We start from the raw sequence: 22,859 nt of genomic DNA, 5'->3' as shown, positions 1-22,859 counted from the left end.
GGGTACTTTTAATGAGTTCGGAGTTATTAACAGCATTAGAAATAATTGAAAGAGAAAAAGGAATTAGTAAAGATGTTGTAATTGAAGCGATTGAAGCAGCTTTAATTTCAGCATATAAACGTAATTTTAATCAAGCACAAAATGTTCGAGTTGATTTTAACCTACATAACGGTTCAATTCGTGTTTTCGCAAGAAAAGAAATAGTAAGCAATGTGTTTGATACACGTTTAGAAATTACAGTTGAAGAAGCACAACAACATAATCCAAACTTCATGGTAGGAGATATCATTGAATTAGAAGTAACACCTAAAGACTTTGGACGAGTTGCTGCAACTACTGCTAAACAAGTCGTAACACAAAGAGTTCGTGAAGCAGAACGCGGTGTAATTTATTCAGAATATATTGACCGTCAAGAAGATATGATGACAGGTACAGTTCAACGTATCGATTCACGCGCAATTTATGTTAACTTAGGTAAAATAGAAGCAGTACTTCCTGTAACAGAACAAATTCCAACTGAGAAATACCGAATCCATGATCGCATTAAAGTATTTGTTACAAAAGTTGAAAAAACATCAAAAGGTCCACAAATTTTTGTATCACGTACTCACCCTGGATTATTAAAGCGTTTATTTGAAACAGAAGTACCTGAAATATATGATGGTGTTGTAGAAATTCGTTCAGTAGCGCGTGAAGCAGGTGACCGTTCTAAGATTTCAGTATATACAAGCAACCCTGATTTAGATCCAGTAGGTGCTTGTGTTGGTCAAAAAGGTCAACGTGTACAATCAATTGTTAATGAATTAAAAGGAGAAAAAATTGATATTGTACGTTGGTCTTCAGATCCAGTTGAATTTGTTGCAAATGCATTAAGCCCATCTCAAGTTATTAGAGTTTTAGTAAATGAAGAAGAAAAAGCAACTACAGTAGTAGTACCAGATCACCAATTATCTCTTGCAATTGGAAAAAAAGGTCAAAATGCTAGATTAGCTGCGCGTTTAACTGGTTGGAAAATTGATATTAAATCACAGTCTGATGCAGATAAAATTGGTATTGACTATACATCTCCAGCGCAAGAAGTAACTGTATCTAATGATGATTTCGATGCTTACGCTGACGACTTTAATGAGGAGTGAGTAAACTCATGAATCGAAAAATTCCTTTACGTAAGTGTGTTGTAACGCAAGAAATGAAACCAAAAAAAGAATTAATCAGAATTGTTCGTTCTAAAGAAGGAGAAGTATCCATTGATCCAAGTGGAAAAAAATCAGGTCGTGGAGCTTACTTAACAAAATCTGTTGAAGTTGTAAAACAAGCGCAACAAAAAAATACTTTAGAACAGCAATTAAACGCTAAAATTGATGCTAGTTTATATGAAGAACTTTTAGCGTATATTGAAAAGGAAAAAGCATGACAAACAAAGGATTGTCTTTATTAGGACTTGCAGCTAGAGCTCGTAAAGTGGTTTCAGGCGAAGAGTTAGTTGTAAAAGAAGTCCAACAAAAAAGAGCAAAACTAGTTATTTTGTCAAAGGATGCTTCCGATTTAACTGCGAAGAAAATAAAAGACAAGACAACTTTTTACAATACTCCACTTTGTTATGTTGAAAATCGCTTTGAATTAGGGCACGCTATTGGGAAAGACGCTCGAGTGGTCGTTGCAATTACTGATCAAGGATTTGCAACAAAACTTCAGACATTATTAAATTAATGGACTAATCTGGGGGTGAACGTATGACGAAAATTAGAATTTATGAGTATGCTAAAAAGCAAAATGTTTCAAGTAAGGAAATTATTGAAAGACTCAAGGATTTAAAAATCGAAGTAAAGAATCATATGGCCACAATTGCAGAGGATATTGTTGAAAAATTAAATAAGAGTTTTCAACCAAAGTCTGTAGAGATAAAACAACCCCAAAAAGCTGTGTCCAAATCTTCTTTTAAGGTAATTCCTGCATTTAATGTAGAAGCTAGTGATGAACTTGATTACGCAGTAGACTACCAATTAGAAGATACGAAAGAAAAATCAAAAAAGAACAGTAATAAAAAGAAAAAGACTGATAGCCAAAAGCAAAGCAGTCAAATTGAAGATCGACTAACGACAGGGATAAAGAAAGGCAATCAAAATATGAATCATAAAAATAACTCAACCGAGAACACCTCAAATAAAATTATCTTCTCAGGTTCTTTAAAAGTATCTGAGCTTGCAAAAAAATTAGGTAAAGAACCATCAGAATTAATTAAAAAATTATTTATGTTAGGCATTATGGCAACAATTAACCAAGACCTTGATAAAGACACGATCGAATTATTAGCAAGTGATTACGGAGTTGAAGTAGAAGAGGAAGTTATTGTTGATGAAAATGATTTCGAAAGCTTTATTGATGAAGCTGACGATGAAGCTAATCTACAAGAACGTCCACCAGTTGTAACGATTATGGGTCACGTTGACCATGGTAAAACTACATTACTTGACTATATTCGTAAATCAAAGGTTACTGCTGGAGAAGCAGGTGGAATTACACAACATATCGGTGCTTACCAAGTAGAAATCGAAGGAAAGAAAATTACGTTCTTAGATACGCCTGGTCACGCCGCATTTACTACAATGCGTGCACGTGGAGCACAAGTTACTGATATTACAATTATCGTTGTAGCAGCAGATGACGGTGTTATGCCTCAAACAGTAGAAGCAATCAATCACGCAAAAGCAGCAGAAGTACCTATTATTATAGCTGTGAATAAAATGGATAAAGAATCCGCAAACCCAGATCGTGTAATGCAGGAATTAACTGAACACGGTATTGTATCAGAAGCATGGGGTGGAGACACAATCTTTGTTCCTATTTCAGCATTAAACGGTAACGGTGTTGATCAGTTACTTGAAATGATTCTTTTAGTTAGTGAAGTAGAAGAATATAAAGCTAACCCTACACGTAAAGCACTAGGTACTGTAATTGAAGCTGAATTAGATAAAGGTAAAGGTGCAGTTGCAACTTTATTAGTTCAAAATGGTACATTAAAAGTTGGAGATCCAATTGTAGTTGGTACTTCATTTGGTCGTGTACGTGCAATGGTAAATGACTTAGGTCGTCGAATTAAAGAGGTTGGTCCATCTACTCCAGTTGAAATTACTGGTTTAAATGAAGTGCCTCAAGCTGGTGACCGTTTTATGGTTTTTGCTGATGAGAAACGCGCACGTCAAGTTGGTGAAGCACGTGCTTCTAAAGCAGTTCTTCAACAACGTAACGAAAGCTCAAAACTATCTCTTGAAGATTTATTTGCTCAAATTCAAGAAGGTAATGTAAAAGAAATTAATCTAATTGTAAAAGCAGACGTTCAAGGTTCTGTTGAAGCGATGGCTGCTTCATTACAAAAAATTGAAGTAGAAGGCGTAAAAGTTAAAATCATCCACACAGGCGCTGGTGCAATTACTGAGTCTGATGTCATTTTAGCTTCTGCATCTAATGCGATCATTATTGGTTTCAACGTACGTCCTGATGTAAATGCAAAACGTACTGCAGATTTAGAAAATGTAGATATTCGATTACACCGTATTATTTACAAAGCAATTGAAGAAATTGAATCTGCGATGAAAGGTATGTTAGACCCTGAATTTGAAGAAAAAGTAATCGGTCAAGCAGAAGTTCGTCAAGTATTCAAAGTATCAAAAGTTGGTACAATTGCTGGGTGTTATGTAACTGATGGAAAAATCACTCGTGACAGCGGTGTTCGTTTAATTCGTGACGGTATTGTTGTATTCGAAGGTCAATTAGACACATTAAAACGTTTCAAAGACGACGTTAAAGAAGTAGCAACAAACTACGAATGTGGTATCACGATCGAGAAATACAATGATATTAAAGAAGGCGACGTAATCGAAGCTTACGTAATGGAAGAAATTAAACGTAAATAATTAAGAAAAGTGGAAGGCGTTTGCTAAAGCCCCGACAAGCATAAGACAAGGACCAGATAAGGTTGGTTTTTAACCTTAACTGGTCATTGGCTTATGACCTCGAGGGGCAAGTCGCTGGAACTAGACATCACAATATCTTCTATTAGAAGATGATTGTAAAACTGGAAATAAATAATGGACTTATCACAAATGAATAAGTTCAGCATAATAAATAATTATTTATACAATTAGTTAAACTAATTGTATAAAAGCACGAATTGTTTTGCTTTGTAAGATTGAGGTGAAAGTATGAAAGTAAGAGCACATCGTGTTGGGGAACAAATGAAGAAAGAACTTGGTGAGATTATTGGTAGAAAAATTAAAGATCCAAGAATCGGCTTCGTAACAGTTACTGATGTTCAAGTAACTGGTGACCTTCAACAAGCTAAAGTCTATATTTCAGTATTAGGTGACGATGAACAACGTCAAAATACATTAATTGGATTAGCGAAAGCAAAAGGATTTATTCGTTCTGAAATTGGTCAACGTATTCGTTTGCGTAAGACCCCAGAATTAATTTTTGAATTTGATGAATCAGTCGATTATGGTAATCGAATTGAGACATTGCTAACTCAAATTAATAAAGAGAATAACTGATAATGAATGGATAGGCGAGAGATTCGTCTATCCATTTTTCATCATGCTAAAAAATAAACGATAGGTGATAAGATGAATGGTGTAATTGCACTAAATAAACCAGCGGGTCTTACCTCTCATGATTGCGTCTTTAAAATAAGAAAAATTTTAAAGACAAAAAAAGTCGGCCATACAGGAACCCTTGATCCAGAAGTAACGGGAGTCTTGCCAATCTGTGTAGGTGAAGCTACAAAATTAATACCATATTTAACCGATGATCGAAAAAAATATATTGGTGAAATTACTTTAGGATTTTCTACAACAACTGAGGATGCTCATGGTGAAATTATTGAGCAAAAGAAGGTTGATCGAGTTATTACTCGTGAAGAGATTTTAAATGTACTAAATCAATTAACAGGAGATATTAGTCAAACTCCTCCTATGTACTCTGCTGTTAAAGTAAATGGCAAAAAGCTATATGAATACGCTAGGGCTGGAATCGAAGTAGAACGTCCAACTAGAATAGTTACGATATTTGAAAATAGTTTACTGGATGATCGAGAAGTATTCGAAGGTGATACAATTTCTTTTAAGTTTGAAGTTTTTTGTAGTAAAGGTACATATATTAGAACTTTAGCTGTTCAAATTGGTGAGCTTTTAGGGTTCCCTGCTCATATGTCTTATTTAACTAGAACAAAAGCAGGTGCATTTACCATTGATGATTGTGTTACATTTGCTGAATTAGAAGAAAATGCTAATGATTTTACTTTAGATCGTGTAATGTTATCGATGGAGCAAGCTCTTAATGAGTATCCACGTCTAACTGTGACAGTTGAAGAAGAAGTAAGAGTATTTAATGGTGGATTTTTTCCGAATACGATGAACTGTAAAGAAGGGGAATATATTGCAGTCTACAATGAAAATAATCGAATTATTGCAATGTACACGCCAAACCCTAAAAATAATAATGTAATTAAACCGACAAGAGTATTTCATAACCAATAGAAAAAACTATATAAATTTTATTCATTGTTCTATAATGGGAAAAGAGACTTGATTATAGAAAAGGTGATATATATGACAAAAATAATAAAAATCACCCATCCTCATTCAATAAAAAAAGAAGATTGTAAAGAAACGGTCTTAGCACTTGGCTTTTTTGATGGAGTACATAAAGGTCATCAACAAGTCATAAAAACTGCCAAAGAAATTGCGGATGAAAAAGGATTATTATTATCAGTGATGACATTCGATCCACATCCATCTGCAATTCTCGGAAATCGTGATGATGCGATTTCTTATTTGACACCTTTGGAGCTAAAAGTGAAGTGGATGGAGAAACTTTGTGTAGACCAATTATTTGTTGTTGAATTTTCAGAGGAATTTGCGACACTACTACCACAAGAATTTGTCGATCAATACATTATTTCTTTAAATGCAAAACATGTTGTTGCTGGATTTGATTTTTCATTTGGAAAATATGGTAAAGGGAATATGGAGTCATTACCATTTCATTCTAGAGGTGAATTTACTCAATCAACAATTTCAAAATTCGTTTTAGACGATGAGAAAGTAAGTTCAACACGTATTAGAGAAGCGATAAAAGCTGGTGAAATGGAAGAAGCTACCCACTTACTTGGCAGACAGTATCAAATTAAAGGGATCGTTGTAGATGGTGACAAACGTGGCCGAACAATTGGATTTCCAACAGCTAATATTTCTGTTTCCATTCCGTATGCGTTACCATCAGTAGGTGTTTATGCTGTAAAATGTATTGTTAACGGTGAAATATATGAAGGTATGTGTAATATTGGATACAAACCAACTTTCTATCATGAGTTCCAAAAACAAACAATTGAAGTAAATATTTTTGAATTTAATGAAGATATATACGGAAAAGAAGTTGAAATTTTTTGGTATGCTAGAATACGTGATGAAAAGAAGTTTAATGGTATAAATGAGTTAATCGATCAATTACAAAAAGATCGTGAAACAGTAAAAAGTTATTTTCGAGAATAACTAATTTAGAATACTTGCTTTTATAATTAAAACAATGTAATATTATTAAAGTACTTGAAAAACCGTTGCTTGGCAAATCGATTCACCGACGACTGCTAGGTGATAGGTGTTCAACAATATTATTATGAGGTGAAAAAACATGGCATTAACTCAAGAACGTAAAAACGAAATTATCAGCACTTACAAAACTCATGCGAACGATACTGGTTCTCCAGAAGTTCAAATTGCAGTTTTAACTGAAAACATTAACTCTTTAAATGGGCACTTACGTACTCACAAAAAAGATCACCACTCTCGTCGTGGTTTATTAAAAATGGTTGGTAAGCGTCGTAACTTACTTAACTACTTACGTAACAAAGACATTACTCGTTACCGTGAATTAATTAACAAATTAGGTTTACGTCGTTAATTCGAGTATTAATTTGATACTTTAAGAAAAAGCGGGATTCTTCCCGCTTTTTCTTATACATATCGATTTAAAATTACTGATCAATTGAATTTTAAATTTATAAATATTTATTCTCTTTTTCTCGTTAGTTGATTTCTTTACTAAACATAGGAGATAATAGAGAATATACGATTTTTTTACATAATTAGTTTAGACTTTGAATTGTAAATTAGAGAGGGGTATTTATACCATATGGAACAACAAAAGCACGTTTTTTCCACGGAGCTTGCTGGTAAAACTCTTACTGTTGAAGTAGGACAATTAGCAAAGCAAGCAAATGGAGCAGTTTTAGTAAGATACGAAGATACAGTCGTATTATCATCAGCAACTGCATCAAAGGAACCTAAAAAAGTTAGCTTTTTCCCATTAACAGTAAACTACGAAGAGCGTTTATATGCAGTAGGTAAAATTCCTGGTGGATTTATTAAACGTGAAGGTAGACCGAGTGAAAAAGCAATATTAGCGAGTCGACTAATTGACCGCCCAATTCGACCATTATTTGCAGATGGATTCCGTAATGAAGTACAAGTAATTAGCATAGTAATGAGTGTTGATCAAGATTGTTCATCAGAAATGGCTGCTATGTTTGGTAGTTCACTAGCGCTATGCGTATCTGACATTCCATTTAATGGACCTATTGCTGGAGTTGTAGTTGGTCGCATTAATGACGAATTTATTATTAATCCAACAGTTGAGCAAGCTGAAAACAGTGATATTCATTTAACAGTTGCTGGAACGAAAGATGCAATAAACATGGTTGAAGCTGGAGCTAATGAAGTGCCAGAAGAAGTTATGCTTGAAGCAATTATGTTTGGTCATGAAGAAATTAAAAAATTAATTGCATTCCAAGAAGAAATAGTAGCACAAATTGGAAAAGAAAAATTGGAAATTAAGCTTCATGAACTAGATGCTGAATTAGAAAAACAAATTCGTGAAATTTGTGAAACAGAATTAAATGCAGCTATTCAAGTTCATGAAAAACATGCTCGTGAAGCTGCAATCAATGAAGTAAAAGAACGTGTTGTTCTTCAGTTTGAAGAAAATGAAGCAGAAGAAGAGATCCTTGGACAAGTTAAAGAAATCCTTTCAATGCTAGTAAAAGAAGAAGTGCGTCGTTTAATCACGGTTGAAAAAGTTCGTCCTGATGGAAGAAAATTAGATGAAATCCGTCCATTATCATCACAAGTTGGTTTACTACCTCGTACACATGGTTCTGGTTTATTCACTCGTGGACAAACTCAAGCGTTAAGCATTTGTACACTAGGGGCTCTAGGTGATGTGCAAATTCTTGATGGATTAGGCATAGAAGAATCAAAACGTTTTATGCATCATTATAATTTCCCACAATTTAGTGTTGGTGAAACAGGACCAATTCGTGGACCAGGTCGCCGTGAAATTGGACATGGAGCATTAGGTGAAAGAGCACTTGAGCCAAGTATTCCAGATCAAAAGGATTTCCCATACACAATCCGACTTGTATCAGAAGTACTTGAATCAAATGGTTCAACTTCACAAGCAAGTATTTGTGCAAGTACTTTAGCAATGATGGATGCTGGTGTACCAATTAAAGCACCAGTTGCTGGTATTGCAATGGGATTAATTAAATCTGGTGAACATTATTCAGTTCTTACAGACATTCAAGGTATGGAAGACCATTTAGGAGATATGGACTTTAAAGTTGCAGGAACAGCTAAAGGTGTAACTGCACTTCAAATGGACATTAAAATTGATGGTTTATCAGAACAAATTTTAAAAGAAGCATTAGAACAAGCAAAAATTGGACGTATGCAAATTCTTGAGTCGATGCTTGCTACAATAAGCGAACCAAGAACGGCATTATCTGAGTTTGCTCCAAAAATCTTAATGATGACAATTAACCCAGATAAAATTAAAGATGTTATTGGACCAGGTGGAAAACAAATCAATAAAATTATTGAAGAAACTGGCGTAAAAATTGACATCGAACAAGATGGAACAGTATTTATTTCATCTGTAGACCAACCTATGAATGAACGTGCAAAACAAATTATCGAAGACCTTGTTCGTGAAGTAGAAGTAGGTCAATTATACATGGGTAAAGTAAAACGAATTGAAAAATTCGGTGCATTTGTTGAAATCTTTGCAGGTAAAGATGGATTAGTCCATATTTCTGAACTTGCAGAAGAACGCATTGCAAAAGTTGAAGACGTAGTTTCACTTGGAGACGAAATCCTAGTAAAAGTAACTGAAATCGACAAACAAGGACGAGTAAACCTATCTCGCAAAGCAGTATTAAAAGAACAAAAAGAAAAAGCTGAGCAACAATGAAATGTGGAGCAAGCTCGTCCAGCTCTGAAAGGAATATCTCCATTAATCTGAAGAAGTGGCTATTTTTCCACTTCGAAGATTAATGGAATATTACCGATGAGCTAGCTTGCGGAACTAGACATCACGAAAAGCGGAAGGCGTTCGATCTGCGCCGACAAGCATTAGACAAGGACCAGTGAAGGTTGCTTTTTAACCTTTGCTGGTCCTTGGCTTATGAACTCGAAGGGCAAACGCCTGAAGCTAGACATCACGAAAAGTGGAAGGCGTTCACCTTCCTAACCAATAAAAACAACAGGCACTTAGAAATGAGCCTGTTGTTTTTTTACTTTCATACTCCCTCTTAATCCTCTCTTTTAATTTTCCAGAATTTCATGTGTGCCTAAAATTTTTTTGGTTACAATAAGAAAAGTAGAACTAGAAATTACCAGATTAAATTAGTTAATGCTAATTTAGTCGTACATAAGTAGAAAGCTTGTTCTATTTTATTAAAAAATATCATATTCCTTCTAGTAGGAGGGCGTTTAGGAAATGAGTAGAAGTCGGTTTAAAGTCCTAGCATTCGTTATGGCATTATTTCTAGCAATTTTAGTAGTTAGAAATCAATATACTAATCAATACGTCAGGAAGTTAACTTCAAAATCGTCATTTGTTACAGCTAAAACAAATGGGCTATTGGATGAAATCAAAACAAAAGCGCCAACTTTCGAGATACCTCCAAAAGATGCATATGTGGACTCGGTTTGGAAAGCAATACCCGGCTATAATGGTTTAACAGTCGATGTTAATGCGTCATATAAGAAAATGAAGGCAAATGGTAAGTTTGATGAGAATAAACTAGTATTTAAAGAAGTTTCTCCAAAAGTTCATTTAAAGGATTTACCACCATCACCAGTTTATAAAGGGAATCCTGAAAAACCAATGGTAGCATTTACAATCAATGTTGCATGGGGAAATGAACATATTCCAGAAATGTTAGAAGTATTAAAGAAGCACAATGCAAACGCAACTTTCTTTCTTGAGGGTAGATGGGTAAAAAATAATCCAACTGTCGCTCAACTAATCACTGCTGCAGATCAAGAAGTTGGGAACCATTCTTATACACATCCCGATATGGCAAGATTAGGTAGTCAGCAAATAAGAAATGAAATAACCCAAACAAATTCAGTCATACTAGCTACAACTGATCAAAAAGTTGTATGGTTTGCCCCTCCAAGCGGTAGTTATCGTGATGAGGTAGTAAAAATCGCTTCAAGTTTAGGGTTAAAAACAATTATGTGGACAGCAGATACGATTGATTGGCAGAAACCGCCAAGAGAAGTCATTATTAATCGTGTTATGAAAAAAGTAGGTAATGGTACAATCGTTCTTATGCATCCAACGAAACCGACAGCTGAGGCACTTGATGAACTAATCACAAAAATAGAGGCATCAGGTCGAAAAGTTGTAAATATTTCAACTTTATTAGATGAAAAACGGTACGATACAATTAAAAAAGTTGAAAACAAATGACAATTACTTTCAGCTTTGTTAAGATGATTGTAAAATATAGTTAAATTTTTCAATCTTATTACAAAAGTGTAAATAGATGGTGTATACATAGGAGGCATTACATGATTGTACGACATACTTGCAAAAATGGAATTAGAGTAGTAATTGAAAATATTTCAACTGTCCGTTCAGTTGCACTTGGAGTCTGGATTAAAACAGGTTCAAGCAATGAAACGTCTGAACTGAATGGTGTTTCACATTTTCTTGAGCATATGTTCTTTAAAGGTACTAAAACACGCAATGCGAAAGAAATCGCTGAAAGTTTCGATTCAATTGGTGGACAAGTAAATGCATTTACTTCAAAAGAATATACTTGTTATTACGCTAAAGTGTTAGATACTCATGCGGATTACGCGTTAGAAGTGTTAGGAGATATGTTTTTTAATTCAACTTTTGATGAAGGTGAATTAGAAAAAGAAAAAAATGTAGTACTTGAAGAAATCAAAATGTATGATGATACACCAGATGATTTAGTTCATGATTTATTAAGTAAAGTTATGTATGAAACTCATCCATTAGGTTATCCAATTTTAGGTACAGAAGAAACTTTAAAATCTTTTAACGGCGATACTTTACGTCAGTACATGAAGGATTTTTACACTCCGGATCAAGTAGTTATTTCAATTGCGGGTAATATTGATGAATCATTTATTAAACGTGTTGAAGATTTATTCGGAAATTATGAGGGTAAAAAGAAAGATATAAACTTTGGGATTCCTACAATCCATTATGGACAAATTGCTCGCAAAAAGGAAACAGAGCAAGCACATCTTTGTGTTGGCTATAGAGGACTTGAACTTGGACATAGCGATTTATATCCATTAATTGCTTTAAATAATATACTTGGTGGCAGTATGAGTAGTCGATTATTCCAAGATGTTCGTGAGCAAAAAGGACTTGCATATTCAGTATTCTCTTATCACTCTGCATACCATGATAGCGGTACAGTTGCAATTTATGCAGGTACTGGAAAAAGCCAATTAAATCAATTATTTGAAACAATCCAAGAAACATTAAAAGTATTAAATGCAGATGGAATAACAGAAAAAGAATTAAATAATTGTAAAGAGCAATTAAAAGGTAATTTAATGTTAGGATTAGAAAGTACAAATAGCAGAATGAGCCGAAATGGTAAAAATGAATTAATGCTAGGTAATCACCGTACTTTAGACGAAGTAATTCAACTAATAGATGATGTAACAATTGATAAAGTAAATGATATTGCGAAGTTTGTTTTTACTGACGACTTTGCAGTTTCATTAGTAAGTCCTGATGGAGTAATTCCAACAAATATTAAACAATAAGTTGATCAATTAGGGGGTCCATTATAGGACCCTCTTTTCTATTTTTCAAATGACCGAAAATAGAAATGCTCAGATTTAAACAGTTTTTCATTACTGCTCCTTAATTTTAGAAAGAATCTTCACCAATGCAATGGAAGATTCATAAGATATTTAGGAGAAAGATGTTAGGCGGTAGTCCTGCTTACAGAGATTAATTTCCATTTACCATAGTGAAGTAAAGAAGGTGAATGCTGCATGTTAACTGGCTTGCATATTGCTGTTATTGGTGGGGACGCCAGACAGCTGGAAGTTATTCGGAAGTTAACAGAGTTAGACGCAAAGGTAACATTAATAGGCTTTGAACAATTAGATAGTGGATTTACCAGTGCATCAAAAGAATTAATGGCAGATGCAAATTTTGAAGATCTAGATGCAATCCTACTACCTGTACCAGGTACGAATATTGAAGGGGTTGTCGATACAATTTTTTCAAATGAGAAAGTCGTGCTGACAAAAGAAATTTTAGACAGTACTCCTTCGCATTGTACGATTTACTCTGGAATAAGTAACTCTTACTTAGATAGTATAGTTACAGCTTCAAATCGAAAGTTAGTAAAATTATTTGAACGAGACGATGTAGCTATTTATAATAGTATTCCAACTGTTGAAGGTACGATCATGATGGTTATTCAACATACGGAATATACAATTCATAATTCGAAAGTAGCCGTATTAGGTTTAGGTCGTACAGGAATGAGTGTCGCAAGGACTTTTCATAATTTAGGTGCAAAAGTAAAAGTAGGGGCTCGTAAATCAGAACATATTGCTAGAATTGTTGAAATGGGCTTAGAAGCTTTTGAATTTAAGAATATTGAAGAGGCCTTAAAGGATGTAGATGTTGTAATTAATACTGTTCCAGTTCAAATCGTGACAGCAAGTGTCATTTCAAAATTACAACCTCATTCACTAATCATTGATTTAGCTTCTAAACCTGGAGGAACAGATTTTCGGTATGCTGAAAAAAGAGGTATTAAGGCATTACTAGCACCAGGTTTACCAGGAATCGTTGCTCCTAAAACAGCAGGGCAAATAATTGGAAACGTACTAACACAGCTATTAAAGGTAGATTTAGATAAAAGGAAGGAGCAACAAAAATGACGTTGAAAGGTAAGAAAATTGGATTTGGTATTACAGGATCACATTGTACTTATGAAGAGGTAGTACCACAAATTCAAAAGTTAGTGGATGATGGAGCTGACGTATACCCTGTTGTTACATTTACTGTAAAAAGCACAACAACTCGATTTGGTGTAGGGGAAGACTGGATTGAAAAAATAGAAGAAATTACAGGGCGTAAAACAGTTGATTCAATTGTAGGAGCAGAACCATTTGGTCCAAAAGTACAATTAGATTGTATGGTAATTGCACCGTTAACAGGAAATTCAATGAGTAAGTTTGCTAATGCTCAAACTGATAGCCCCGTATTAATGGCAGCAAAGGCTACATTAAGAAATGGAAAACCAGTTGTATTAGGTATTTCTACAAACGATGCTTTAGGTTTAAATGGAACTAATTTAATGTGACTTAGATGATAATACCAAATCAGTTAACAAGATCACCTGGGGAGCTTAGGGTAAAGTATTAATGTAAAATCATCTAGTTTTTGATGTGGCTCTTTTTGATACTCAACTTTAAATAAAACTGATTTAAGGAGACGATTTTTAAGTTCTATATCAGTTGTTTTGTAATATAAATCTAACACTTTTTCAAAGGTTGGTATAAATTGTTCGTTTAGCAACCCTCTATTGTGATATTTCGCTAGTTCATCCAAAACTAACGTCTTACTATTTGAAAGTTCTTTTAGTCGATTAGAGAGGATCTCAGAACGTTCATTGTAAATCGTTTCATCATAAACACCGCGTTCTAGTAAATTAAATAAATTATTTTTTTGTTTTACTACCTCATTTAAATCATTTTCGATTTGTTTAAGTGCCTGTTTTTTTAAATTAATGACTTCAAAATCTTCCTCGTCGGTTTGATTCGAAAAACTTATTTTGTATTCTTTTAACCAAATTTCTAACCCTTGTAAGAGTTTTTCTTCAATTAAATGAGTATAGGAAGACCGAGTGTTACAACGGTTATTTGTACACACAATTTGTCTAGGCTTGCCTTTAGGATAACGCTGCTGTAGTTTTGATCCACATTTACTGCAAAACAGTATTCCAGCTAACTGATTACTTAATTTACTATTATAAGGGGCATGGTATCGACTATTTAAAATATCTTGTGCTGAGTTGTATATAACAAGATCAATGATTGCTTCATGTTTTCCATCAACAATTAACCAGTCAGATTTTGGTTTTCTTATACCCTTACTTGATTTTTTATTCCAAGTCACCTTACCGATATAAATAGGATTTTTTATCATCTCCAAAATGGAATGGTAACTCCACTTTTTTCCAGTATAGGAAGGGATATTCATTTGATTTAAACGGTTGGCAATTTCATTTGCACCGATCAAATCCTTCGTATACCATTCAAAAATACTTTTTACTACCTTTGCCTGATAGTTATTAATACGTAATGAGCGGAATTCCTTCGTATCATAAATCTCATATCCATAAGGTGCAAAGGTTCCTAAATAATTTCCTCTTTGGACTGATAAAACTCGACCTCGTTGAAGCCTACGAGTAATTATTTTTAATTCTTTTCGCGCCATAAATGCCTCAAATTCACTGTATTCCTCATCAAACTCATCATGAAGGTCATAGGTCTTTCTTGGTGTAATAATTTTTGTTCTAGATGATTTAAACGTTTCTAAAATAATACCCTGCTCCTTCATATTACCGCGTCCAAGACGGTCCATATCCATTACTAACACGCCATCATATTTGTATTCTTCAACTTCTTGTAAAAGCTTTAACATTTCTGGCCGATAAACAAGCGATTCACCTGATGCAATTTCCTGTCGGATACAAATAATATTTAAATTATTTTCCTTAGCGAATTTTAAAAGCTGCTCCTTATGCTTTGATAAGGTCTCACCTTCACCTTTAGCCTCTGCATCTAAATCTGCTCTACTTTTACGCAAGTACAATGCAACTCGTTCCATTTAATCACCTCATAGACTATATATATGTCTAATTTAGGAATTAATTAATTTTTGAATCAATCAGCAACAAAAGGTTGGTTAGTCCGTCATCAAACTAAACATACAATGAATTATGGGGGTGGTGATACTGAGTAAACAAACAGAATTTACTGCTACCTATCAATTTGGAAAAACAAAAGTGAATATAATTGCGCCAATTGATGTTACAGAAGAAAATAGAAAGAAAATTATTGAAGAAATTCATACGATTGGCTGGAAGATTGTAAAAGAAGAATTGTATAAGAAAGATGAACAGTAAGATGAATTTAGTAAGCACCTAAAAAAGGGTGCTTTTTTTGATAGTATCCATTGATCTATGAAAAATTTAGCTATTTATTCCAAAAACTAAATTGCTTAGGTTAACAATTTTTTGTACTTTTACAACGGTAAAAAACTAAATATGCAATCAATTTAACTGCAGATATAATAGTGACCATGATCAAGATGATTTATGTATTTCAGAAAAATTCTGAGACAGATTACTTAAAAATCTGTCATTTTTTTTACATAACGATCGTAATAATAGTGATAGTGATTCTAATTATTCATCATAGAGAGGAATGTTGGTTATTATCGAATATCATTTAAAAAAACAATTTATTTCAAAAGAAAAATTGATCAAACGTAAACTTGCTGATCATTTAATTTTAAATGTAAGAATAAGAGATGTCATAGAACTAGCTTATAATAACTGGGCTTTAGATTATGCAAAAGGTGTAGTTGCTTTTAATCTTACAAATGGTGAATTAATAGGTTATTCACTTAAAGGTGCAAATCATAGAACTAGAAACGATCATGAGATTATTATTTTTGAACTAGATGCAAATGTTGACGTGGAAGATGTTACTGTTTTAATGGGGAATATTGGTGTTCGAGCTGTACGGACATTTTTTGAAATCGACGATGAAACTTTTTCAAACAATATGGTATTTTGGACTGAAACCTATTTACGGTTTCATAATTTGACGATTAAATCAATTAGAGATCGGTTTTTAAAGGTACTATATACTGATTATAAACAAAGCTTTTATAATACTTGCATTAAAAAACAACTTGATTATGTTTACGCTAAATATATCGTTCATTACAATCATTAGGGTGAGATCTTAAAAATTATTTTACTAAGCTTAATTTTTTGTTTCAATCCCCTTTTAAACCCTTTAATCGGCTCCTTTTAAAGTCAATTTTTTACTGTCCTAAACCAATGATATTCCATTTAGATCGGTATTATCCTCTAAGTCATAATTTAATGCGTTTAATGAGTACAAAAAATATCTATTTTATTCCCTTTGGTCAAGATGATCCAATTAAAAAACCGAATTCATTAGTGGCAAGAATGGATTCATTGCTTGATACAGTGAAATCTTCTATTGAAGGAAAACAACTTCAACCTGTTTTAGTTGAAAAATATCGCGATCTCCAATAAATATTTTAGAAAAAATAGGACTGAATTATTTTTTCTATGTTAGAATGAAGAAAATTGAGTATGTGTCATTTGGATACATACTCGTTACTATGAAATCAATTATTCAAGCGAAAACCTTTGAATATAAACTTCATTTGACGTAAACTATTTAATAAAAGTGAAAACAGGGATGGTGCAAAAAAAGTGGGGAATAAACAAAGTTATGTAGTAGCTGTAGTAGGTGCAACTGGAGCAGTTGGACAACAAATGATTGCAACATTGGAGAAAAGAAATTTTCCAGTAAAAGAAATTAAATATTTATCTTCAAAACGTTCTCAAGGAACAAAATTAACATATAAAGGCGAAGAAGTAATCGTACAAGAAGCTACTCCTGAAGCTTTTGAAGGTGTTGATATTGCTTTATTTAGTGCTGGTGGCTCAGTATCAAAAGATCTAGCTCCTGAAGCAGTTAAAAGAGGGGCAGTAGTAGTAGATAACACTAGTGCATTTAGAATGGCTGAAGATGTACCTTTAGTTGTACCTGAAGTAAATGACAAAGATTTATTTAATCATAAAGGTATTATTGCAAATCCTAACTGTTCAACAATCCAAATGGTTGTTGCCTTAGAACCAATTCGTCAATCAATTGGTTTAAATAAAGTAGTCGTTTCAACTTACCAAGCCGTTTCTGGTGCTGGAGTTACAGCAATTGAAGCATTAAAGGAACAAGCGCAAGCATTTTTAAATGGTGAAGAAGCAACTCCATCAGTATTACCGGTAAAAAGTGGCGAGAAACATTATCAAATTGCTTTTAACGCAATTCCACAAATCGATGTATTTACTGAGAATGGATATACTTATGAAGAAATGAAAATGATTAATGAAACGAAAAAAATCATGCATTTACCTGAATTACAAATTAGCGCAACTTGTGTAAGACTTCCTGTAATTTCTGGTCACTCAGAGTCAGTTTATATTGAAGTTGATAAGGAAGTAACAGTAGCTGAACTTAAATCACTTTTAAGTGATGCACCTGGAATCGTTTTACAAGATGATCCAGAACAACAACTATATCCAATGCCATTTTACAGTATTGGAAGTAATGAAGTATTTGTAGGACGTATCCGTAAAGACTTAGATAATCCATTTGGATTCCACTTATGGATCGTTTCAGATAATCTATTAAAAGGTGCTGCTTGGAATTCAGTGCAAATTGCTGAAAGATTAATTGAGTTAAGCATCATTTAGTGAAAACTGCTAGAGAGGTGCAAGAATGAAAATATTAGTCCAAAAATTTGGAGGGACTTCAGTACGTGACGAAAATGGAAGAAAGCACGCACTTAAGCATATAAAAGAAGCATTAGAAAAAGGATATAAATTAGTAGTAGTTGTTTCAGCTATGGGACGAAAAGGTGAACCATATGCAACAGATACACTATTAAATTTAGTTGGCGCAAAAAAAAGTAAGGTAACACAAAGAGAACTTGATTTATTAATGTCATGTGGTGAAACAATTTCATCAATTGTTTTTTCAAATTTATTGAATGAAAACGGGATTCATGCCATGGCAATGACAGGTGCTTCTGCAGGTTTCCGAACAAATGATGAATTTGGAAATGCAAAAATTCTTGATATGAAATGTGGCCGTCTAATTAAAGAGCTAGAAAACTATGATGTTGTAGTAGTCGCAGGATTCCAAGGATCAACATCTAATGGTGATATCACAACATTAGGTAGAGGTGGAAGTGATACTTCTGCTTCTGCACTTGGGGTTGCTGTTGGCGCAGAAACAATCGAAATCTTTACTGACGTTGAAGGCGTAATGACAGCTGATCCAAGGATTGTAAAAGAAGCAAGACCTTTATCAGTTGTTACTTATGCAGAAATTTGTAATATGGCATATCAAGGAGCGAAAGTAATTCATCCTAGAGCTGTAGAAATCGCGATGCAAGGGAAGGTACCTATTCGAATTCGATCAACTTATTCAAATAGTTTAGGTACACTAGTAACATCGAATCCTACACAACGAATTATTGGTGAAAATATTCAAGATCGTTTAATTACAGGAATCGCACATGTACCGAATGTTACGCAAATTAGAGTAACTTCAAAGGAACATACTTTTGATTTACATTCTCAAGTATTTAAAGCAATGGCAAATAAAGGAATAAGTGTAGACTTTATTAATATCTCACCAAATGGTGTAGTATACACTGTAAGTGATGAAGTTGCTTCAAAAGCGATTGATGTATTAAAAGGAATTGGCTATGAACCTTCGTACACTACAGGATGTGCAAAAGTATCAATAGTTGGAGCGGCAATTGCAGGAGTACCTGGCGTAACTTCAAAAATTGTTACTGCATTAGCTGAAAAAGGGATTCAAATATTACAATCAGCTGACAGTCATACAACTATTTGGGTGCTTGTCAAAAATGAAGATATGGTCGAAGCAGTTACTGCACTTCATGATGCATTTGAACTTAGTTCAGTTAAAATGGATTAATATTTGATCGGAGTGGAACAATGAGTAGATTTGGTAAAATTTCAACAGCGATGGTAACACCTTTTGATTCAAAAGGAAATATTGATTTCGCAAAAACAACAAAACTTGTGAACTACTTAATTGAGAATGGTACGGATTCAATCGTAGTTTGTGGAACAACTGGAGAATCTCCAACGTTAACTTCTGAAGAAAAGTTAGCATTAATTAGCCATGTTGTTTCAACTGCAGCCAGAAGAGTACCTGTAATCGCGGGTACAGGAAGTAATAATACCCGTGAAACAGTTGAATTAACGAAAAAGGTTTCTGCTTTAGGTGTAGATGCAATAATGGTAGTTGTACCTTATTATAATAAACCAAACCAAGAAGGACTTTATCAACACTTTAAAGCGGCAGCTGAAAGTACTGAACTGCCTGTTATGTTATATAATGTACCAGGTAGAACAGTTGCTAGCCTTACTGTGGATACAGTTGTAAGATTAGCTGAAATTCCGAATATAGTTGCAATTAAAGATGCAACTGGTAACTTAAGCATCATGACAGAAATTATTGACCGTACTCCTGAAAATTTTGAATTATATTGTGGTGACGACGGCCTAACACTTCCTGCATTTGCAATTGGTTCAAAGGGAACGGTTTCAGTTGCATCACACGTATTAGGAAATGAAATGCAACAATTAGCTGAAAGCTTCTTCACAGGAGATATGGCTAAAGCACAATTCTTGCACCGTAAACTATTACCATTATTTGAAGGATTCTTCATGGCTCCAAGTCCAGGTCCAATCAAAACAGCTTTACAAATGAAAGGGTTAGATGTTGGTGGAGTTCGTTTACCGCTTGTACCACTTTCAGAAGCTGAACGCACAACGATCGGTATATTAATAAATAAATTAGACGAAGCATTACAAAGTAATTAATAACTAAACCACTTACAATTAATCCGATTAATTTGGATGGCGTAAGTGGTTTTTATTAATGTATAGACTCATCCACAAAAAAAACAGAATCCCCTATTGAATCACAATAAATGGTCTCATCATTTCATAGTCCTCGTGTTCCAACAGATGACAATGCCAAACATATAATCCTGTAAATGGCCCAAACCTCATGATTATTCTAGTTACTTGATTTGGATTAGCTTGAACAGTGTCCTTCCATCCACATTCTTGTGGATTTGGTGGAGTCGGTGGATCTGTATAATGAATGATCCTTTCCTTTTTATACTTTTCTACATCAAAGTTTCTACGATCTAAGATTTGGAAATCAATTAAGTGGAGATGTATGGGATGAGCATCTGGTGTTAGGTTAATTAAATACCATATTTCGGTCGTTCCCAATTTCGGATTTTCTGTAATGGGGGCATCCCAATGTTTATGATCCAATAACATAATTTCTCGTCCATACTGATCCATCTTGTGATCTAATGTTAAGTATCGCTTCATTGAAGCAGACTGTTCATTTATTTTTGGAATAGTCACCATATTAGCTGGTATCATACTCGTATCCACGTTTGACAATGGCAATGTAACTAGAAATTGCATCACTGTTCCCGTATTTTCATCAACAGGTCTTCCAGATGGAAATGGGGTAGGAGCATCATTGTGCATAATAATCTTCTTACCCTCAAGATTCGTAAAATCGATGATTACTTCTGCTCGTTCTGCAGGTGATAACATGAGCTCACTTATTCCAATCGGATGTTGTATGAATCCACCCTCAGTTGCGATTTGATACATAAGTTGACCAGTATCAAGCTTAAATCGAAAAAAGCGTGAGTTAGAACCGTTTAATAACCTAAATCGATATTTTCTTGGTTCAACTTTTAAATAAGGATGAACTTTTCCATTCACGATTACAGTATCACCAATAAATTCAGGGATAATAGACGTTTGTAGTTCTTTAATTTGTTGATCAGGTTGTTCTGGATAATAAAGTGAACCATCGTAATTAAAACTTTTATCTTGTATCAATAGCGGTACATCATATTTCCCATTCGGTAAATTTAATGAACTTTCCTTCTGATCAGTAATTAGATAGAATCCTGCTAAACCAGCATAAATATTTAGCCTTGTAATACCAAGTGCATGATCATGGTACCAAAGCGTAGATGCACAATCGCAATTATCATATCGATATACTTGCTTTCTAAAATAACGACCAACTTGTTTATAATCTTTTGTAAACCAAGCCTCAGGATAGCCATCGCTTTCAGGTTCGACACAAGCTCCATGTACATGTACAACTGTCCTTACTTGAGGGACATCTTTATGAGCACCATGAACAGTATAATCTATCGGAAACAGGTGTTTGTCTGGGAGATCATTGATCCATTTAATAAACACGATTTCACCTTGCTCTACTTTAATTGTAGGTCCCGGATAGCTTCCTTCGTACCCCCAAACAGTTGAGTCTCCTAATTCACTATGTAGTGATTGTTTGAACTCCGTCATCTTTACTTCATAATAAGTATAAAAATGATCTTTCCAGCGGGGGGATAATACTGGTGGGATGGGTAATTCGTCTACGAATTTAGTAAGATTTAATTTTTTTGATCGATCATCCTTATAGATCCATTGGTTACTATATATGGAATTAAATTGATCTTCACCGTTATTAATGGGAGGATTGGTACGGTGTTTGTATAGGTTGTTCAAATTATGGGACTCACTTTCATTAAAATTCATGCACATCCCCCTTTTCTAAATTATTCATATTCCTGTATTAACTAAAAATTGACCATTCAATAAGTAAAAACCCTTAAACTATTGGAATTATATTCGGTCTAGTAGGAAGAGCTTTATGAGTTCTTTTTATAGCGTTAGTGAGGCTATATGATTTAACCTTTAAAAAAGTATTTGAAGCATTACAAAATAATAAACCACTTATGTCCGATCCATTTTATTAGGATGAAATAAGTGGCTTTTTTGTAGTTTAGCAGGTAACTGAATTTTTAATTCCAAAAACTATAATGAATGTAGTTTAGTGGAAAATTACCAATTAATTGAACCGAATACGTGATTAAACTTTAACAACAACATTTAATTATATGGAAAATAATGTAATTTTTTAAAATGGGTAGATACATATTCAAATTAACTTTGTCCACATATATTGCTTGTACAGGCCATTTTTAAAACCTTATTTCTATCAATGTAGATGTATTTATTATCGCTTCATTACGGACAAGTTTAATGGGACAAACGTCAAACCATCTTCTGAGTGTACGTTTAATTTTTTTCTAATGCTCACAAAGAAGTCCGCACTTTTCAAATCAATTAAATTCCTAATCTACAGTTTGCTTTAGTAATAAATGTTTTAAATATTAAAATTTTTATTAGCCTTAATTATAGGAAAAGAAAGAGGAATATAGATGTCAACAACTTATGATCCAAGAAGAAGGGGTATACCTTTTTATAAAGTTATTAACAATATTAGTAGTTCAAATGATACTAATATTGAAGTTAGTAGAAATAACAATCATTCAACTGATCTTACTACTAATGCCAGTTCAAATATAAGTAATGCAACTGATAGCAATGCTAATGTTAGTAATTTTGGCTCAAACAGTTCTGATAATAGCACCTTCAATGGTATTAGTATTAATGGTAATAACATGACAAATTGCGAAATTACAAATTGTAAACTTACAAATTGTAAACTTACAAATTG

Annotated in this window: 20 protein-coding genes and 2 pseudogenes; 20 read left to right on the top strand and 2 right to left on the bottom strand. The window is 33.8% G+C overall.

What is annotated here, in order from left to right:
- The first annotated feature begins 11 nt into the window (after positions 1-11).
- The 13 genes and pseudogenes from nusA to dpaB all read left to right on the top strand — a co-directional run.
- Entirely contained in the window at positions 12-1,136 is a 1,125-nt protein-coding gene (gene nusA / locus CN514_RS01115; protein WP_098231005.1) for a transcription termination factor NusA, read from the top strand.
- A gap of 8 nt (positions 1,137-1,144) precedes the next feature.
- Positions 1,145-1,414: an RNase P modulator RnpM gene (gene rnpM / locus CN514_RS01110; RefSeq protein WP_056470825.1), complete on the top strand. Its 270-nt coding sequence runs from the start codon at positions 1,145-1,147 to the stop codon at positions 1,412-1,414.
- Entirely contained in the window at positions 1,411-1,710 is a 300-nt protein-coding gene (locus CN514_RS01105) for a YlxQ family RNA-binding protein (protein WP_056470822.1), read from the top strand. Before rnpM ends, CN514_RS01105 begins: the two co-directional genes overlap by 4 nt.
- A 23-nt stretch (positions 1,711-1,733) precedes the next feature.
- Positions 1,734-3,914 (top strand): translation initiation factor IF-2, encoded by a 2,181-nt coding sequence (gene infB / locus CN514_RS01100; protein WP_098231004.1) that lies wholly within the window; start codon positions 1,734-1,736, stop codon positions 3,912-3,914.
- 288 nt (positions 3,915-4,202) lie between these two features.
- Positions 4,203-4,550, top strand: coding sequence for a 30S ribosome-binding factor RbfA (gene rbfA, locus CN514_RS01095; RefSeq protein ID WP_025568543.1), 348 nt, complete (start codon positions 4,203-4,205; stop codon positions 4,548-4,550).
- A gap of 72 nt (positions 4,551-4,622) precedes the next feature.
- A complete protein-coding gene (gene truB, locus CN514_RS01090) occupies positions 4,623-5,534 on the top strand; it encodes a tRNA pseudouridine(55) synthase TruB (RefSeq protein ID WP_098231003.1) in 912 nt (303 codons plus the stop codon).
- Between the two features lie 72 nt (positions 5,535-5,606).
- Positions 5,607-6,548, top strand: a complete 942-nt coding sequence (ribF, locus tag CN514_RS01085) for a bifunctional riboflavin kinase/FAD synthetase (RefSeq protein ID WP_098231002.1) — start codon at positions 5,607-5,609, stop codon at positions 6,546-6,548.
- A gap of 139 nt (positions 6,549-6,687) precedes the next feature.
- A complete protein-coding gene (gene rpsO / locus CN514_RS01080) occupies positions 6,688-6,957 on the top strand; it encodes a 30S ribosomal protein S15 (RefSeq protein ID WP_025568545.1) in 270 nt (89 codons plus the stop codon).
- Positions 6,958-7,188: 231 nt separating this feature from the next.
- Positions 7,189-9,303 carry a polyribonucleotide nucleotidyltransferase gene (pnp, locus tag CN514_RS01075; RefSeq protein WP_098231001.1) on the top strand — a complete coding sequence of 705 codons (2,115 nt, stop codon included), beginning with the start codon at positions 7,189-7,191 and terminating at the stop codon, positions 9,301-9,303.
- A gap of 528 nt (positions 9,304-9,831) precedes the next feature.
- Positions 9,832-10,812, top strand: a complete 981-nt coding sequence (locus tag CN514_RS01070) for a polysaccharide deacetylase family protein (protein WP_098231000.1) — start codon at positions 9,832-9,834, stop codon at positions 10,810-10,812.
- 101 nt (positions 10,813-10,913) lie between these two features.
- Complete coding sequence (locus CN514_RS01065) at positions 10,914-12,155, top strand: M16 family metallopeptidase (RefSeq protein ID WP_098230999.1); 1,242 nt, start codon at positions 10,914-10,916, stop codon at positions 12,153-12,155.
- 234 nt (positions 12,156-12,389) lie between these two features.
- Entirely contained in the window at positions 12,390-13,292 is a 903-nt protein-coding gene (gene dpaA, locus CN514_RS01060; RefSeq protein ID WP_097975454.1) for a dipicolinic acid synthetase subunit A, read from the top strand.
- A pseudogene (dpaB, locus tag CN514_RS01055) lies at positions 13,289-13,714 on the top strand (dipicolinate synthase subunit B); the annotation flags it as partial. The gene dpaA and the pseudogene dpaB, both read left to right, overlap by 4 nt.
- Before the next feature lie 35 nt (positions 13,715-13,749).
- On the opposite strand, the gene CN514_RS01050 reads toward dpaB, so the two are convergent.
- Positions 13,750-15,246: a recombinase family protein gene (locus tag CN514_RS01050; protein ID WP_098230998.1), complete on the bottom strand. Its 1,497-nt coding sequence runs from the start codon at positions 15,244-15,246 to the stop codon at positions 13,750-13,752.
- Positions 15,247-15,367: 121 nt separating this feature from the next.
- On the opposite strand from CN514_RS01050, the gene CN514_RS01045 reads away from it, so the two are divergent.
- The 6 genes and pseudogenes from CN514_RS01045 to dapA all read left to right on the top strand — a co-directional run bounded on the left by CN514_RS01045 (position 15,368) and on the right by dapA (position 20,107).
- Positions 15,368-15,544: a cell division protein FtsZ gene (locus CN514_RS01045; RefSeq protein ID WP_098230997.1), complete on the top strand. Its 177-nt coding sequence runs from the start codon at positions 15,368-15,370 to the stop codon at positions 15,542-15,544.
- 301 nt (positions 15,545-15,845) lie between these two features.
- Positions 15,846-16,382: a hypothetical protein gene (locus tag CN514_RS01040; protein WP_141529275.1), complete on the top strand. Its 537-nt coding sequence runs from the start codon at positions 15,846-15,848 to the stop codon at positions 16,380-16,382.
- A 146-nt stretch (positions 16,383-16,528) separates the two neighbouring features.
- Positions 16,529-16,711, top strand: a pseudogene (gene spoVFB / locus CN514_RS01035) (dipicolinate synthase subunit B); the annotation flags it as partial.
- 183 nt (positions 16,712-16,894) lie between these two features.
- Positions 16,895-17,938, top strand: a complete 1,044-nt coding sequence (gene asd / locus CN514_RS01030) for an aspartate-semialdehyde dehydrogenase (protein ID WP_098230995.1) — start codon at positions 16,895-16,897, stop codon at positions 17,936-17,938.
- 25 nt (positions 17,939-17,963) lie between these two features.
- Complete coding sequence (gene dapG, locus CN514_RS01025) at positions 17,964-19,193, top strand: aspartate kinase (protein ID WP_098230994.1); 1,230 nt, start codon at positions 17,964-17,966, stop codon at positions 19,191-19,193.
- A gap of 20 nt (positions 19,194-19,213) precedes the next feature.
- Positions 19,214-20,107 carry a 4-hydroxy-tetrahydrodipicolinate synthase gene (gene dapA, locus CN514_RS01020; RefSeq protein WP_098230993.1) on the top strand — a complete coding sequence of 298 codons (894 nt, stop codon included), beginning with the start codon at positions 19,214-19,216 and terminating at the stop codon, positions 20,105-20,107.
- Between the two features lie 93 nt (positions 20,108-20,200).
- Here the strand turns inward: dapA and CN514_RS01015 are convergent, their stop codons facing one another.
- Positions 20,201-21,874 carry a multicopper oxidase family protein gene (locus CN514_RS01015; protein WP_098230992.1) on the bottom strand — a complete coding sequence of 558 codons (1,674 nt, stop codon included), beginning with the start codon at positions 21,872-21,874 and terminating at the stop codon, positions 20,201-20,203.
- 686 nt (positions 21,875-22,560) lie between these two features.
- On the opposite strand from CN514_RS01015, the gene CN514_RS26150 reads away from it, so the two are divergent.
- A partial coding sequence (locus tag CN514_RS26150; RefSeq protein ID WP_483294990.1) for a hypothetical protein occupies positions 22,561-22,859 on the top strand: 299 nt, incomplete at its 3' end.

It is taken from the genome of Bacillus sp. AFS001701, from assembly GCF_002559405.1.
In the GTDB taxonomy this organism is placed as follows: Bacteria; Bacillota; Bacilli; order Bacillales; family Bacillaceae_G; genus Gottfriedia.
Note: the sequence above shows the minus strand (reverse complement) of the source record. Positions and strands in the feature narration are given on the sequence as shown.